Here is a 15682-nt window from a genome sequence, read left to right on the forward strand (position 1 = left end):
AATTGTGAAACTGCCACAGGTTCTGTAATTTATAGTTAATTTGAGCCATCATGGCTATTGAATCCGCAAACCCGTCAGACCGCTGATATCCATGATCAAACTAATACTGCCGTCAGGCAAAAGGGTACAACCTGCCAGTCCCATAACTTTTTTCATGGTATTGACATAATTGGGGAGCGCTTTAACCACCACCTGTTGTTGCCCCAAAAGTTCATCGGCAAATACGCAAATCACCTTTTCGTCCTGTTCCACCATAATCAAAATCCCCTTGGTCAAATCAGTTTCAGCATTTTTTATCTGATAATGCTTGTGGAGTCGAAGGATCGGGAAGCATTGCCCCCGTACCATTACCATTTCGTTGTTGTCCGGATCCATCATGCAGTCCTTTTGATTGGGCCGGAAGGATTCAGAAATCGTCGTTATTGGGATTGTATAACGGGACTTACCGACCCGGACATTCATCCCCTCGACAATCGCCAGAGTCAGGGGAATTTTCAGGGTGATGGTGGTGCCCTGATCTATTTCACTGTCCACCAGCACCGTGCCTCCGATCTCTTCGAGATTTTTGCTGACTACATCCATACCCACGCCCCGTCCGGAAAATTCGGTAATGCTTTCCTTAGTGGAAAACCCTGGCAGCAAAATCAGTTTGAAAATTTCCCGGTCGCTCATTTCCGCTTCGGGCTTGGTCAGGAGATCGTTTTCCCGGGCTTTTTTAAGAATGCGTTCCTTGTCAAGACCCCGGCCATCATCCTTTATAACAATCAGCACATCACTACCGACGTTTTTGGCTTCAAGAATGATCCGCCCGGCTTTTTCTTTACCCTTGGCCAACCGTTCCTGCTCGTTTTCAATGCCATGATCAATGGCATTGCGAATGATATGCATCAGCGGGTCGGAAATATGTTCGATGATATTTTTATCGACTTCGGTTTCTTCGCCATAGAGATCGAGTACCACTTCCCGGTTGAGTTTTTTACACATGTCCCGGACAATCCGGTTCATTTTGACAAAGGTGGTCGATAGCGGCACCATCCGAATCGACATAACCATGTCCTGAAGCTCCATCGTTATTTTATGAAGCTCAATGGCCGCTTTATGAAAGTTCTCTGATTGAATAATTTCCACTTCCGGACATTGGGTAACCATCGATTCGGTGATCATCAGTTCCCCCACCAGATTCATCATATTATCCAGTTTGTCCACATTGACACTGATCATCTTTTGGGTGACACCTCCGCTGCTTCTGGGAGTTTCCTCAGAAGCAGTTTGAATGCTGGTGGGTGATGCCGGTATAGCGAGTTCCTGATCCGGTAGGACAAAGTTTTCCGGCGGTGCTGTCAAAGCTTGCGGTTGCCTGAATAGATCCAGCTGTTCATCCTCAATTTCCCGAAGTAGAAGTTGCTCCACATAGATAATATTTTCAAAATGAGATTTGATTTCTTCATAGCCCAGTTTGGTTGTAAAATAGATTTCGAAACCATTCTCCCGAATATAAGCCGCTGTGTCGGGATTCTCGGCAATGTCGGCCGGCAAAAAATAAACCTCCTCGGCCAGCTCCGCCAACCCGAAGACCAGCGTGTATGCCCGGATGTTTTCCATCGTGCAGTCGTCTTCATATTGAATAATCACCTGGTAACAGGAACCCGCAACGCTCCCTTCGGCGTACTCATTCGGAGACGCAGTAGCAGGGGGCTCCGTTTTTTTTTCTTGAGGGATGTAATACTGCTGTTTTTTTTGCTGGCTCCGGTTTTGGCTATCTTCTTCGCCAAAACTTTGCCGCAAATCGCCTAGAAATACTTTTAAGGATTCAATTAGAAAAGCGGGGTCACCGTCGGCGTCATAACTATTGGTTATTTTTTCGATCTCTGCTTTAATAAAATCCACACATGACAATACCAGATCAGAAACTGCTGAAAAATCCAGATCTGAGGGTTTTTGCTCACGGATATAGAAAAAAATATCCTCCATCGCATGGGCCACCTTTTCGATGTTATCAAACAGCATCATTGCCGATGATCCCTTGATGGTATGCATGAATCGAAAGATTTCGCTAACATCATCCGGGGTGAAACCACCGTTTTTTTCACTACAAATGATCACCTGCTCCAGCTGCTCAAGATTTTGGATCGTTTCAAAAATGTAGACTTCCACCATTGGTTCGTTTTCGAAATTTCTTGTCACATTTGTCACCTCACGTACTTCGATTTTTCTTTACCTATCTTTTGTCTACCACACACTAAATTCTTTCGACCTGATCGGCTAAAGCATCCACTTTTTTATAATCTGTTGCAACATCATTACAGATTACCCAACTAAGGCCTATTCCCTGTCATTTATACACCGATTTAGTGAATTTAAACAAAAAAATGATTTGCATTTAATATTTTAAACAATTCCGTCTTTTTATCTATTTTTACTTAAATCAAAAGGCTTGTTCATCATTGAGTATACCTTACACGGTTTCGTAACAAAAAAAGACATTGTCCAACCAGATCCAAACAATCCGGTCGTTCAACGTCATTAATACAATCGTTTCTTTATTTTAAGGCAATCCCTTGATTGTGTCATAACAACCCAAACATCGCATTAGTTATGTAACATTTATTTTATCAGCTACTGCAGAAACAGGTTAATCTGTGACCAGCTCTGCCAGCATATTCTCCATTTGTTGCAAAAAATCAATGACACTGCAGATAATGCTGGATTTTTTGCTCATTTTTAGATTAAGTGTGTCGATTTTTTCACCAAACGAATCAACGACCTCTGAAATCGCCCCAAACCCTTCTGCCGCACCATTGATGCGCTCGCTAGTCGAATCAATGCCGTTAATGATCTGTTTGCTGAAATTCTTAACCTCATCAGTACACTCACTAACTTGGGTAATATTACTTTTTACCGCATTAACTTTGTGCAGGTTTTCCATACTTGCAGACTTTGACGCTTGGATTTCGATATTGACATCTTTGATACTCTTATACAACGCTTTGACACTGTCATCAATACCATCAACCAGTTCTTTGGTCGATGTCGATAAAACCCGCATTTGTTGGGCAACTACGGCAAATGCCCGGCCTGCCTCACCAGCCCGCTCAGCTTCTATGGAGGCATTAAACGCCAACAGGTTGGACTGCATAGCAATACCATTAATACCGTTGGACATATTTTTAATGTTGGAAAAGTCCTTTTCCAGCTGTTGAAAAAACTCGGCAATGTTATCAAGTTGATCATAGGTGTGCAAAATATTGTTCGCCAATTCGGTTACATTTGTACCGGTCTGACTAATCATCATATCCGAGTTATCGATAACCGTATTAATCTGATTGGCATAGGAGCTGAAGCTTTTAAAATCGTCATTAATATTGGTTGTCATTTCACTGATATTGGTGATTTGCGAATAGGTATTAGCCACATCATCCAAATAGTTTGATACTTCCACCTCTTCCTGCATCAGCAATTCGATTTTTTCTTCAATATGCTTGACGCCAAACTGAATGCTCTTTTCCATAGTTTTATCACGTTTTTGTATCATAAAGCCAGTTTCATTTATCACTCTGCCGTCCATACAATTCTTATCTAGCACGTTCATCTCTCTCACCTCTACTCAAATACAGCCAGCACCATGGTCTGGTTAAAATGCTGCTGATTCAGCTGTTCGCCATATCCCGCAAAACCGACATAATTTCCCAAGGCGTTTCCTACAGTGGCGGCAAACTGATTTAACTCGCCATTGGATTCAAAAAGAATCGAACGGGCCAGACAATTGACCATCAGCGTTAAACTGGGGCAGCCGCATTCCTGCCGTACCTTGTCAAGCGTTTGTAAAAGCACGGTTTGATAATCATCAGGCTCCAGCAAAACCATCTGGGAATTATTATAGATCCGGGCATGATACTCCATGCCACTGCCGTTGACAACCTGATTGTTGGCGACAATAAACATTTCATTGCCAATAATCCGACCCAACGGATAGCTGTCCAGATATTTGGGCAATTCACTGACCTTGACACCTAAGGCAGCGGCCATTACTGAAGCGGCTGGTTTGTGATCATATTCATAAACAATCCGTTTGCGCACATCTACCTTGGTGGATTTAAAATAATGACGGGTCGGTTTATAGATATTCTCCCGGTATAATCGGATCTTTCCACCCAGATTTTCAATCATCACAAAGGCGCAGGCGTCTTGATACACCTCGCCGTTTAATGCGATGATGGTTTTTTCAGCCCGTCCCCGATCACCTGAAGAGCCGCCAAAAACTGGTATCTTCTTTTTTGACAACACCGCATTAAGGGTTGATAAAACTAATTCCTCACAGCTGATTAAGGCGCTGGAAAACTCCAGGCAGATGGTATTTTGTGATTTTGTGAACCGTGCCGCAGCTTTTTCAACTTGATCCACATATTTTAGCGGATATTTATCTGCATCTTTTAAAAGACCCGCTTCACAGATGATCCCATCTTCAAAGCCAATCACTAACAGGCTGTCTTTGTACGCCCCATCTTTACAAAAGGCCGCAAAGGTGGTAGCACCCATCGAAACAGCTTCCGGGTATCGAGCCTTTATTTCTCTGGTATATGCGGTAAAATCGTCCACTCCTGAAAAAAACAGAATCAGCTGGGGGTTCTTCAGCTGACTGGTCGCCTCGGTGACGGCGGCATCGGGATTGGCTTTAGAGCTTTTTCCTATCTTATAATTCATCGTTACTCCCTTTCACAGAACTAAAATGTCCATTTCTAAGTCATAGTGACAATACTACACCACGAAAAATATTAATTCAAGCTAACTTTTGTAAAGTTTTTCAAAAAAACAAAACCCAAATAGTCGAGATCTGTACCGTCTCGAATTATTTGAGTTTATCTTTAACCAGCATCTTATCTACTTTTCAATTGCTGTTAGCCACCTTCACATCCCAACAACATGCCGGTGAAATGAAAGAACGAGGTTGTTGATGATCATACTTTAATCAGGCGATTCATCCCTAAAGGTGCGGCAATATCAAACTTTTCTATTCAAGATATCGCCTTTATCGAAGACTGGTGCAACCAACTTCCAAGAAAAATTCTAGGTTATTAAAACACCTGAGTAATTATTTGATAAATCTCTTGATGTTATCATTCGAGTTCTAGAATTTAATCTTTAACAGGGTTAGTTCAATTTGTTATTACAATTTAGGACATAATAAAATTATACCTCAGAAAAAGCCCAGTAATACCGGGCTTTCCACACATCGTTTATTTTTCTCTTGACATCAATACTACCGTCTCAACGTGGGTCGAGTTTTCATTATTGATGTCTCCGTTCTTAGAAATAAATCGACCAATTACTAAGTGTTTTCACGAAAGATCAAGTGTATATCGTCAAAACTTGCATCTTCGTCTCCGATTTTTCTCATGACAGCATTGACTTGCAATAAGAAGTTCAGAAATGAAATTGTTGATTCAAAACGTTCATTCGCATCGTCGGATTGCGCGTCGGACACATTAATCATTTTATTATCTTTCAAGATATCGATCAACGATTTTTTATAGCATTTCACCTTTTTCTTCTTTTTGAAATGAAATTTCCATTAACTCTAGTGCAATGTCCTTGCTTAGCACTCGCATCAAATTATCATCTTCTTTTTCTCCTGACAGCAAATTCATGCTGCCGTACCACACAATTTCTTCATCGATGACGGCGTAATGCTCGTGCATCACTGCCCGTTCTATAACTTTGATACCGACTCCGACGAGTTGCCCGATCAATTCTCTTGTCTTATCAATTCTTTTTTCTGGATAACTTTCTGGAGATAAAGTTAAAACCATAACCGATATGCCTGCTTCCTGTCTTTTCTGCATCAAAGTAACCAATTGCTTTACTTTTCTCTCGTTGATTCCGGGACTGGAAATGATCACATTTTTGTTTGATTCTGTTAAGTCCTTTAAATATATTTCCTGATACGATTTCTTATCATAGATTGCATTATCATTTTGCTTTTTATCTATCAGCGCCATACATATTTCATAACCAATCTTCTTATAAGCTCTAAGTCGCTTGTGATACATTTTTTCCAGTACACGAATATGCGAATCCACATAGTCATAAATAATAACTTCCAGTTTCCCTTCAAAGTCCCTATGAAGCCTACCGGCATATTGTTCTACATTGCCTTCCCAGGCGATTGGCGTAGTCAGCATCATCGTATCCAATCTTGGATAATTAAAACCTTCACCAATATACTGTCCAATGGCAACAAGGATAATCGTTTCATTTTCAGGAACTTCTTTCATTTGTTGTCTGATCAGGTCTCTTTCTTTAGCTCTTTTACCGCCTTGTAAAAGGTAAATATGATCAGCACTGTCTATTAACATGTCGAATAAAATAGCGGCATGTTCTTTAAATTTTGTCAATACCAGTGGTGTTCTTCCATTTTCCAAGCATATTGAAACATCAGCAACTATCTGATTATTTCTGATTTCACTTTCTCTTGCCAGTTTATAGTGCGGGCTGCAATCAAAAATGCACCGACAACTGTTTTTCCAAAGGCAGTTGCAGCTCCCAAAATTCCTATATCATGATTAAGGATTTCTTCAGAAGCCTCCCTTTGTTCTTGGCGTAGTTCACCAATAAAAGTAACCGCTATTTTTCTGCCATTTTGCCTGCGCTCTGTCTTTTTGTAAGCTATACCTGCCTCTTCAAGTTTTTCTACCAGCTTTTTTTCGCAGCCACGGGGTATACACAGATATTGATCAATATCCCGGCTACAAGATATAATTCTAGCCGTTCCTCTTGTCCCAAATCTCATGGCTTGATTTTTGTAATACTCTGGATTACTAAAAGCAGCCAATCTTCTGATTTGATTTTGTAACCTTGGTTTTACATTCCTCGTATCAATATATATCTGATTGGCCATTGTAATATCCAATATACCTTCTGCATCCGCAAGTACAAAATTTTTATTTTTCTTTTCCCATGGCTTGGAGATGCTATTGTCACTTTTTTCTGTCGTTCCGCTCATATCTTCAGCGAGCATTCCCAGCAAACCATCGGCAGACCATTCATTTATTTTTCCTTCAATGAATGCTTTTGATATTTTACTGGTTGATTTAAGTACTTGCCACTGATCAGGATATGCATTCCAGTTTTCATCGATAAAAGCACTATTTCCATTTTTTAATGCCTGTCCTTGTAAAGGCAAAGCAACAAGATTTCCAAGTCCACCCTCTGGCATATGATCTTGTGCTGGAAGCATTCGGTCATAGGATTTAAAACTCTTTTGATTTACAGACTCTGCGCCTTTTGTAAGTAAGGCAGTTCCGAATTTTCTAGCAGTAGCTGCCAGAATAGGCTCTTCAAAAAGCAGCCATATATGTGCGCCTTTGCCAGATCTCGACCGCTCAACTAAGACGTTTACATTATTGAACTGACAAATAGACCGCATTGCATTCACTTCATCAATCCATTCATCATCTGTATTGGCAAAATCGTCGACCTTGCTCTTTTCATCATGATTGTCAAAATCAAAAACAAGAAAATTACAGGTTTCATCCTGCAACATAGGATACAATCCTATGACATCAGATCCATCTTCTTTTTCTCCAATCAGATGCTGCATAATCACTTCGCCTCTAAGTTGTTTGTAATTTTGATTTCTGCACTCACCACATTTTATCTTCTTCGCATTCTTTTTAGGACACAGCCCATCTTTCCAAAAATTCCAGCATTGCGTATAATAGCCGGTTTTTCCTGTTTTTAGGTTCGGTTTACCCCCACGCTTGCTATACACGTCCGTTCTTCCTTTGAACATGGAATAGAAGAATCTGAAATGGCTCCTTGTTATTTCTTCCTTTATAATGCGAGCCCCCTGATTATTATCACTATCAGCAGTTCTACTCTTTGTTTCATTATTCAGACTCACTTCATAAGGGATATTCGCATTCAGCAAAATCCCCTGAAGATATTCAACTTTTGACTCAAGAAGAAGTATTTTTTCTTGTAACTCGCATATAACTTTATCCTTATTTTCCATAGGAATTCACCGTTTACAGACCTTTCTTCTATATATCAACCAACATTCATTCAGAATTATCGTCTCATCTTCCACAAAGCCATTGGATGATTTTTGATTCGATCCAAAATTGTTACGTCTTCAAACAACAGTTCAGGAATATAATCACCGTTTTCAAATCTATTCAAAAACTCTTTCTCATCATTTGTTAGAACCATTAAATCAGCAATATAAGCTTTTACCATTTTCTTTGCCGTTTCCAATTCAAAATCCTCTTTTCTTTTTATCACCGGCAAGAGATCAGTCTTTATTTTTTGTTTTGTGATGGAGTCAATTGCACTGGTATCAAAGGTCTTGTTAATCACTTTTGCAGATATTGCTGCATAAAAGACTACTGTCTTTCTTAGAAGTGCTTCTTCCGATTCGTCAAAAAGTTTAAAATGAATCATATTCTTTGCATCATATAAGTCTCTTGCTGCAGCCCTACTTAGCAATGCATTGATTTTGCTTCCATAAATTTCAATCGGAGAAAGGGTTTTAACTCTATATTCACTTAAAAGATGCTCCGTGATGATTGGCCTTTCTTCTGCTGTTAATAAATGAGCACGCAGAGAATAGTTGATTTCAATCTTTATATTATCTTTATTACCGCTTGCACCAATATAGTCATACACCCAAGAGTCCAAACTATGGGGATTTTTCGTTTTCTCATTTTTTGTATAACCTTGGGACAGCATGTATAGATCAATCATGCTGTTAATTAACTCACGGTGCTCAAGCATTTCTTCTCGGCTATTATTGTTCAAATAATCCATAGCGATATCTACAGACAGCCGGGGTAAATTAAAAATAGTCAGATTAATTGCAGTACCACCTTTTGGCGCAAGACTTTCTTTGAGAATCGGATTTGTATTCAGATATTCCAAAACATCTGCAAGCCTCGTCACCTTCTCAAGAGTATCTCTCACAAACCCTAGTTCTTCTGCTTTTTTACCAAGATAAATAATGTCATACCTAGACAAGAAGATCACCACCTTGTTCTGTTATTTCAAATAATCCTTCCGGTATCATCAATTTCCACTCGCGATTATAAATGTTCTGCTGATTGGTCTCATTTAGCAGGTACCGCCTGCTTTTCCCGATTTTCTCTTTACAACATTCTATAAAATCATTTGATAATTGCATTTCTTTTTGATAATGCTGCAGCAGATAACCTACTCTTTGATAAAGACCTTGAGTATTATAAATTGCTAAGTACCTAAGAAGCTTTTCTTCTTCTAGAAAATGGATTCCTTCAAGGCAATTCTGAAGCTCCTCAAAACCGCCAATTTTATTAAAGTCGCGAATGCTATCGATCACGGTTCTTTCCAAGTCACTAACCCGAACGCCTGTCGTATTCTTCGCTTCTACAATTCCTTCCTGTATTCTTGAGGCAACATATTTATATGTCACATGATCGTACTCAAAAGCATTAAATTTTGATTCTGAAGAAACATAGAGCTCATAAAACACTTGATTTGCAAGTCCATAGTACTCAAAAGCACTGTGGTGAGAAATATAAGCAGTATCCGTTATCGCACAGGCTATTTGATACCGCGTGGCTACAATTTGTCCAGTTACCGGATTTACAGCAGAATAGATGTTCTTCCGAACTTTTTTCATCAAACCCTTTTTTATCAAGCGATCCAGTAGGGAGTATGCGGTATTTGAATTCCCAGTTAACAGTTCTACCTCAGTTATTGTAAAGACCGGATATTTTGCCAGTTGATTATAGATTTCCACTTTTTTTACCTCATTTTATTTTAATATCGGAACGTTATTCTTTATATTTGCATAATAAAATTCCAATATTAAAATGATAGTTTGTTTTAATTTTAGCATGTTATTCTTCGTAAGTAAAGAAAATCGTGACAAAACTAAAATTACATGAATCTTATTGACCTCTATCCACGTAAGTAAAGCCATTGAATGCAATCTATACACATCGCATTCAATGGCCAAAATCTTTGTTTCCCTGGCTATAAAGGATCTACCTAATCACATTATTATAGCGGTCTCCTCCTTGCCTCGATGATGTCGATAAGACCCATTAGTTCCTTGGCGATAGAGTAATTTTTCAAAAAAGCTCCACAATAACTCGTTTTTTCGAATCCTAAACGCCCCTCTGTCATTAAAACAAAAATCAAGGAACTTGACACTGGACTGAGAAAAAGGAAACGCTCCCGCAATATGTCACTGTGAATTTCTCATTTTGCTCATTTTGGGGAACATATCGACTTATATTATATCGCTTTTCCCAAGATTGCATTTTGAACATAATGTTTGCAAATTATCCATTACAGTTTCTCCACCCTTTGACCATGGAACTATATGATCTACATGTAAAACTACAGATTGATCTTTCGCTGGTGAAGCACCGCAGGCACAACATTTGAAACTATCACGTTGCATTACTCTGAATCTCAAACGAAGATTGATGTCTCGACTTGTTTTATGACGCGATGTAATTTCTTCTTTAATATTTTCAAATAGCTTCTGTTCTTTATTACTATTATCGACTTGGGTTACCTCTTGTTGTACGGTATTCTTATAATCCTCATCATTATTTATATTCTCAACAAAAGCTAACAATGCAGCTCTCCACCCACCAAATCTACGACTATAAGTATTTAAGGAATATTCAGATAAGCCATTCTTTACGTCTGTTGTGGTCGGTTGTTTGCCTTTTTGAATCCACATTCTTTCAATTTCATCGAACAAATCTTTATCGCTTATCATCTTGAAGCTGGTTTGCTCAAGATCAGCTTTTGTCAGTGCTTCAGACCAAGTTGAAAATCTAGAAAGAATTGTTTGTACTTTATATTTTCCATATTTACTATAATCATTTGTAGAAATAGATTCAGTATTTAATCGTCTTGATACCAATAGCATATCTTTCAATAAATCTTCATCTGATATGCGTAAGAAATCTTCTCTACTTCTAATCGTTTGAAGTCCCGCTTTTTCGCAAGCAGCCAGCCATGAACCAAAGGTACTAATATACGGTGTTGCCGAAAATTTGCCATTCTTCTCATATTCACTTCGGGAAAGATAGCTTTTATTCAACTTTTCAGCTACCATACACAAATCCTCTAAGAGATCTTCTTTTCTTATATTTTTGTGATACTGATTTAACTCAAACTTCATAAATTCACCCACTTTCATGCCGCTATCTATATTGGCTTCTCAACCTACCCGACATCCGCCTCATCCACTATACCTAGTTGATTTGCCGATTTAGATGTTGTCGATATGTTTCCATGAACGCAAAAACACACTATAGGTCGAATAGTCAATTTAGATGTTACTCAAAAATACAGTATTTTGAATGGTTTTCGCATGTCATCCTATTTGTCTTATCAATGTAATCAATTATTGATTAGGCTATTCCATTTTTTGAACTATATTTTTTGAACTATATTTTATGAATGCTATTCCGTCAGCAAAAACGAGAATTGGGTGCTGATATCACTCAATCCATCAAAAGACATTGCCAACACTTATAGCATTCAATGGTCACTGGGCCTGTAATCATCGGTGACTAATCATCAATGACACTTATTTTCAGCATGATGCTTAGCCTATTTTGCAACAATTCTGTCAACTCAACCTACCCGAAAGTAATTCTGTCTACTCAACTATCCGAATTTAATCGGTAGATGAGTCCCTTCAAAGTGGTTATTCTACAAAGGATTCTGCAATTCCAGCGAAGTTGGAACTGCAGAATCCCTTTATTTCAGCACTTTTCAGCGGTTTATTTTTATACCCGTGACATCAATACGACCGTCTCAACGTGACCGGTTCCCGGGAACAAATCCACCGGTTGAACAGTTTTTATGCTATAACCGGCTTCGGTCATAAACTTAAGATCACGGGCCAGGGTTGAAGGGTTGCAGGAGACATAAATAAGCTTGGGCGTATCCAACTTACTGATGGCTTGCAGCAATGATTCTTCGCAGCCTTTACGGGGTGGATCAAGAATGATCAGATCGGGATTGATCCCTTCTTCTTTGGTAATCTTGAGCATTTCATCTTCGGCCCGGCCCAAATAGAAACGGGCATTTTCAATCTGATTGAGACCGGCGTTTTCCCGGGCATCAAGAACTGCATCGCCAACACTTTCAATCCCAACGATCTGCTTTGTTTGAGACGCCAGATACAGGCCAATGGTGCCGGTACCGCAATAGAGATCAAAGACGGTTTCAGTCCCCTTCAACTCGGCAAAGGCTCTGATCGTATCATAGAGCTTCTTCGTCTGTTTTGAATTGACCTGAAAAAAGGAGTTTGGTGAAATCGAAAAACGAAGTTCCCCGATCTGCTCCACCAGCCGAGCTGCGCCATAAACACAGAGGCTTTTTTTGCCCAGTACGACATTACCTTTTTCACGGTTGATATTGACATAAATACTTTTAACATTGGGAATTCCAGCCAGAATGCCCTCAATAATGGCCTGCCGTTGACTTAACTCTTTACCATTAATGATCAGGGTGATCATATTTTCGCCCTGGAGGTTGGTACGCTGCAATACACCCCGGAGATAACCCTTATGGGTGCGTTCATCATAGATGCTTAAATTCAATTCCTGAACCAGCGCATTGATGGTTTTGATGGCCGCCGCCGTTGATTCTGGCTGGTTCAGACAGTCGTCAATATGAACCAGCTGGTGGGATTTTTTGGCATAAAAGCCCATTCCCTTGCGATCCAGTTTAAACTGCGCCTTATTGCGGTAACGTAACGGATCGTCCATGCCAATAATCGGTGCCACTTCGATTTCTTTAAAGCCCCCAATTCGTTGGAGTGCATCCCCCACCATTTTGGCCTTAGCCTGAAGTTGGCCGGGATAACTCATATGGCGGATCTGACAACCGCCACATTGGTCAAAATAGGAACAATCCGGGGTTACCCGAACGGGTGATGCCTGACTGATTGACAGTAGTTTTCCCTGTGCGTAGGTTTTTTTGACATTCTTAATTTCCACCTCCACCACATCCCCGGGAAGGCCGCCGTCCACAAAGACAATCATGTTGTCAAGCCGACCCACCCCTTCCCCGCTATGGGTAATATCGATCAATTCCATGGAATACTGTTGGCCAACTTGTAACGGGTTGCTTGTTTCGTTCATTCTTACTTCCTTAATTTTCTTATTTTTTACTGCGCGAGATAAGCCTTCATTTTTTCGAAGGTTTCATCCGAGATAACATGCTCAATACCACAGGCGTCCTGTTCCGCATTAGCCAGGGACACATCCAGGGCCTTCATCAAAAACTCGGTAATCAGCCGATGCTTTTCGTAGACCTTTACCGCCCGGCATTTTCCGGCTTCAGTGAGATAGATCTGGCCATAGCGCTCATGTTCGACATAGCCCAAGTCCTTCAGTTTGCGAACCGCATCATTGGCGCTGGCCTTACTGACCTTGAGTTCCAGGGCGACATCGGTAATGCGCACCCCTTTGCCGTGTTTTTGACTCTCCAGATAAATGGTTTCGATGTAATCCTCAATGGATTCTGTTAGTTTTTTTTCCATTTTTACCTCTGCTTTTATCTTTTTGATTTATTTTTGATTGCTTTGTTGTAGTGGGTCTGGCTTTTTTTCCCTTTGTGTTCCGGCTAAGATTTGCCTGCGGGGATTGACGATCGCCACTTTTTACCTTGGTCGGAATTAATGCTTTCTTGCCACTTCCGATCAGATCGTCCCGATAGGCCATTGTCAATGCTTCGTGCACCAGCAGATAATTTTCCCGTTTGTTATACTGCACCAGTGCCCGCTGCATGTTTTTTTCCCGGCCCTTGGGTACATAAACCGCTTCCATTGTCAGCGGGTTGACACCGGTATGGTACATGGCGGTTGCCACTGAACCCGGAGTCGGGTAAAAATCCTGTACCTGTTCCGGGAAAAAGCCCATCTCCCGAATGTATTCAGCCAGTTTGACAGCATCCTGAAGGGTACAACCGGGATGACCGGTAATGAAATAGGGCAATACAAACTGGTTTTTGTCCAGCTGCCCATCAATCTGCTTAAACTGACGTACAAAGTTTTCATAGACGTTAAAGGCCGGTTTGCCCATGTGAGCAAGCACCGTATCGGATACATGTTCCGGAGCGACCCGCAGCTGGCCGCTGATATGGTGCTCCACCAGTTCCCGAAAAAAGGCCTTGTCTGAATCCAGCGCCAAATAATCATAACGGATTCCCGAACGGATAAACACTTTTTTGATTCCCGGCAGATTCCGAACCGCCCGAAGCGTCTCCAGATACGGCTTATGGCTGGGATCAATGTTTTTGCAGGGAGTTGGCGCCAAACACTCCCGATCGTTGCAGTAACCCCGGGTGGCCTGTTTTTTGCAGGCCAGATGAGAAAAATTAGCCGTCGGTCCGCCGATATCGTGAATGTAACCCTTAAAGTCCGGCTCTTTCGTCATTCGCTTGGCTTCCCGGACAATTGAATCACGGCTGCGCATCTGGACATATTTACCCTGGTGAATGGCCAGCGCACAAAAGGTGCAGTTGCCGTAACAGCCCCGGTTGGCAGTGATACTGAACTTGACTTCGCTAAGCCCTGGTACACCCCCGACCGGATCATAGGCCGGATGCCAGCGATAGGTAAACGGCAGATCGTACAGATCATCAAACTCCGCCTGGGAAAGCGGTGGTTGGGGCGGATTCTGCCACAGATAGCGATTGCCAGTGGGTTGAATATATGCCTGGGGATCATAGGCATTATTACTCCGATAAATCAGGGCAGTAGCCGTGGCATAGGCCTTTGTATCGGCGCTGACCAGCTCGGTGGACGGCAACATAACCCCTTCCCCGGCTTCCCGGCTGATCACCGCGGTGCCCCGGATATGGGTCAGCTGGTGTACCGGAATTCCGGCTTCCAGGCTTTCGGCAATTTCAAGTATCGCTCGTTCGCCCATTCCATAGACCAACAGATCGGCCCGGGAGTCAAAAAGAATCGGCCGTCTCACTTTCTCCTGCCAGTAATCATAATGGGCAAAGCGCCGCAGACTGGCTTCAATCCCACCGATGATCAGGGGAATTTCGCCAAAATTCTCGCGGATCTTACCGCAATATACAATCGTTGCCCGATCTGGCCGCAGGCCGGCTTTACCGCCAGGGGCATAGACATCTTCCCGACGGCGCTTTTTGTTGACGGTAAAATGATTGACCATCGAATCAAGGTTGCCAGCGGTAACCAGAAACCCCAGCCGAGGGGCCCCCAGCTGCTTAAAGTCGGTGTTTTCCTGCCAGTTGGGCTGGGCAATAATCCCCACGGAAAAACCCCGGGACTGAAGTACCCGGCCAATGATCGCCGCCCCAAACGAGGGATGATCGACATAGGCATCACCCGTTACGAGTATAAAATCGCATTGGGTTATTCCCTGGGCCTGCATCTCTTTTATCGACATTGGCAGAAACCCCCGATTTTCTTTGGGGGTTTTATCGACTCGGGCTTTTTGCCCGGAATCGTTGCTTGACTTATACATTTATACCCTTTCTTAATAATTTTTCACATCTATTTGCTGCAAACCGCTAAAAAGATTTAGACACTTTGACAAAACCTTTGTACGCTTCACAGCCTGTTTCCTATAAACATGTGTTACGCAACACGATGAACAGACTGCCACCAACTCGTCGACACGTTCACATATGTAGT

11 protein-coding genes and 1 pseudogene are annotated in these 15682 nt (G+C 41.5%); 1 reads left to right on the forward strand and 11 read right to left on the reverse strand.

The window, feature by feature from the left end; translation table 11 throughout:
- Nucleotides 1-54 precede the first annotated feature (54 nt).
- The 3 genes from Q7P33_RS03995 to Q7P33_RS04005 all read right to left on the reverse strand — a co-directional run bounded on the left by Q7P33_RS03995 (nt 55) and on the right by Q7P33_RS04005 (nt 4701).
- A complete protein-coding gene (locus Q7P33_RS03995) occupies nt 55-2184 on the reverse strand; it encodes a chemotaxis protein CheA (RefSeq protein ID WP_303867546.1) in 2130 nt (709 codons plus the stop codon).
- Nucleotides 2185-2632: 448 nt separating this feature from the next.
- Nucleotides 2633-3589, reverse strand: coding sequence for a methyl-accepting chemotaxis protein (locus Q7P33_RS04000; protein WP_303867547.1), 957 nt, complete (start codon nt 3587-3589; stop codon nt 2633-2635).
- 11 nt (nt 3590-3600) lie between these two features.
- On the reverse strand, nt 3601-4701 hold the full coding sequence (locus tag Q7P33_RS04005; RefSeq protein ID WP_303867549.1) for an FIST signal transduction protein: 1101 nt from the start codon (nt 4699-4701) through the stop codon (nt 3601-3603).
- Between the two features lie 255 nt (nt 4702-4956).
- Between Q7P33_RS04005 and Q7P33_RS04010 the strand changes: the two are divergent.
- A pseudogene (locus Q7P33_RS04010) lies at nt 4957-5089 on the forward strand (IS30 family transposase); the annotation flags it as partial.
- A gap of 436 nt (nt 5090-5525) precedes the next feature.
- On the opposite strand, the gene Q7P33_RS04015 reads toward Q7P33_RS04010, so the two are convergent.
- The 8 genes from Q7P33_RS04015 to Q7P33_RS04050 all read right to left on the reverse strand — a co-directional run bounded on the left by Q7P33_RS04015 (nt 5526) and on the right by Q7P33_RS04050 (nt 15512).
- Entirely contained in the window at nt 5526-6419 is an 894-nt protein-coding gene (locus Q7P33_RS04015; protein ID WP_303867551.1) for a phospholipase D-like domain-containing protein, read from the reverse strand.
- 20 nt (nt 6420-6439) lie between these two features.
- Entirely contained in the window at nt 6440-8011 is a 1572-nt protein-coding gene (locus Q7P33_RS04020) for a hypothetical protein (protein WP_303867553.1), read from the reverse strand.
- A 56-nt stretch (nt 8012-8067) separates the two neighbouring features.
- Complete coding sequence (locus Q7P33_RS04025; protein WP_303867554.1) at nt 8068-9012, reverse strand: nucleotidyl transferase AbiEii/AbiGii toxin family protein; 945 nt, start codon at nt 9010-9012, stop codon at nt 8068-8070.
- Entirely contained in the window at nt 9005-9772 is a 768-nt protein-coding gene (locus tag Q7P33_RS04030) for a type IV toxin-antitoxin system AbiEi family antitoxin (RefSeq protein ID WP_303867556.1), read from the reverse strand. The genes Q7P33_RS04025 and Q7P33_RS04030 overlap by 8 nt, the downstream gene beginning before the upstream one ends.
- A 495-nt stretch (nt 9773-10267) precedes the next feature.
- The gene (locus Q7P33_RS04035) at nt 10268-11176 is read right to left on the reverse strand and encodes a homing endonuclease associated repeat-containing protein (RefSeq protein WP_303867558.1); all 909 of its coding nucleotides are present in this window, start codon (nt 11174-11176) and stop codon (nt 10268-10270) included.
- Nucleotides 11177-11789: 613 nt separating this feature from the next.
- On the reverse strand, nt 11790-13151 hold the full coding sequence (rlmD, locus tag Q7P33_RS04040) for a 23S rRNA (uracil(1939)-C(5))-methyltransferase RlmD (RefSeq protein ID WP_303867560.1): 1362 nt from the start codon (nt 13149-13151) through the stop codon (nt 11790-11792).
- Between the two features lie 26 nt (nt 13152-13177).
- Nucleotides 13178-13552: a metal-dependent transcriptional regulator gene (locus tag Q7P33_RS04045; protein WP_303867561.1), complete on the reverse strand. Its 375-nt coding sequence runs from the start codon at nt 13550-13552 to the stop codon at nt 13178-13180.
- Nucleotides 13524-15512, reverse strand: a complete 1989-nt coding sequence (locus Q7P33_RS04050) for a YgiQ family radical SAM protein (protein ID WP_303867562.1) — start codon at nt 15510-15512, stop codon at nt 13524-13526. The genes Q7P33_RS04045 and Q7P33_RS04050 overlap by 29 nt, the downstream gene beginning before the upstream one ends.
- Nucleotides 15513-15682: the final 170 nt, after the last annotated feature.

The organism is Acetobacterium wieringae (assembly GCF_026646375.1).
In the GTDB taxonomy this organism is placed as follows: Bacteria; Bacillota; Clostridia; order Eubacteriales; family Eubacteriaceae; genus Acetobacterium; species Acetobacterium wieringae_A.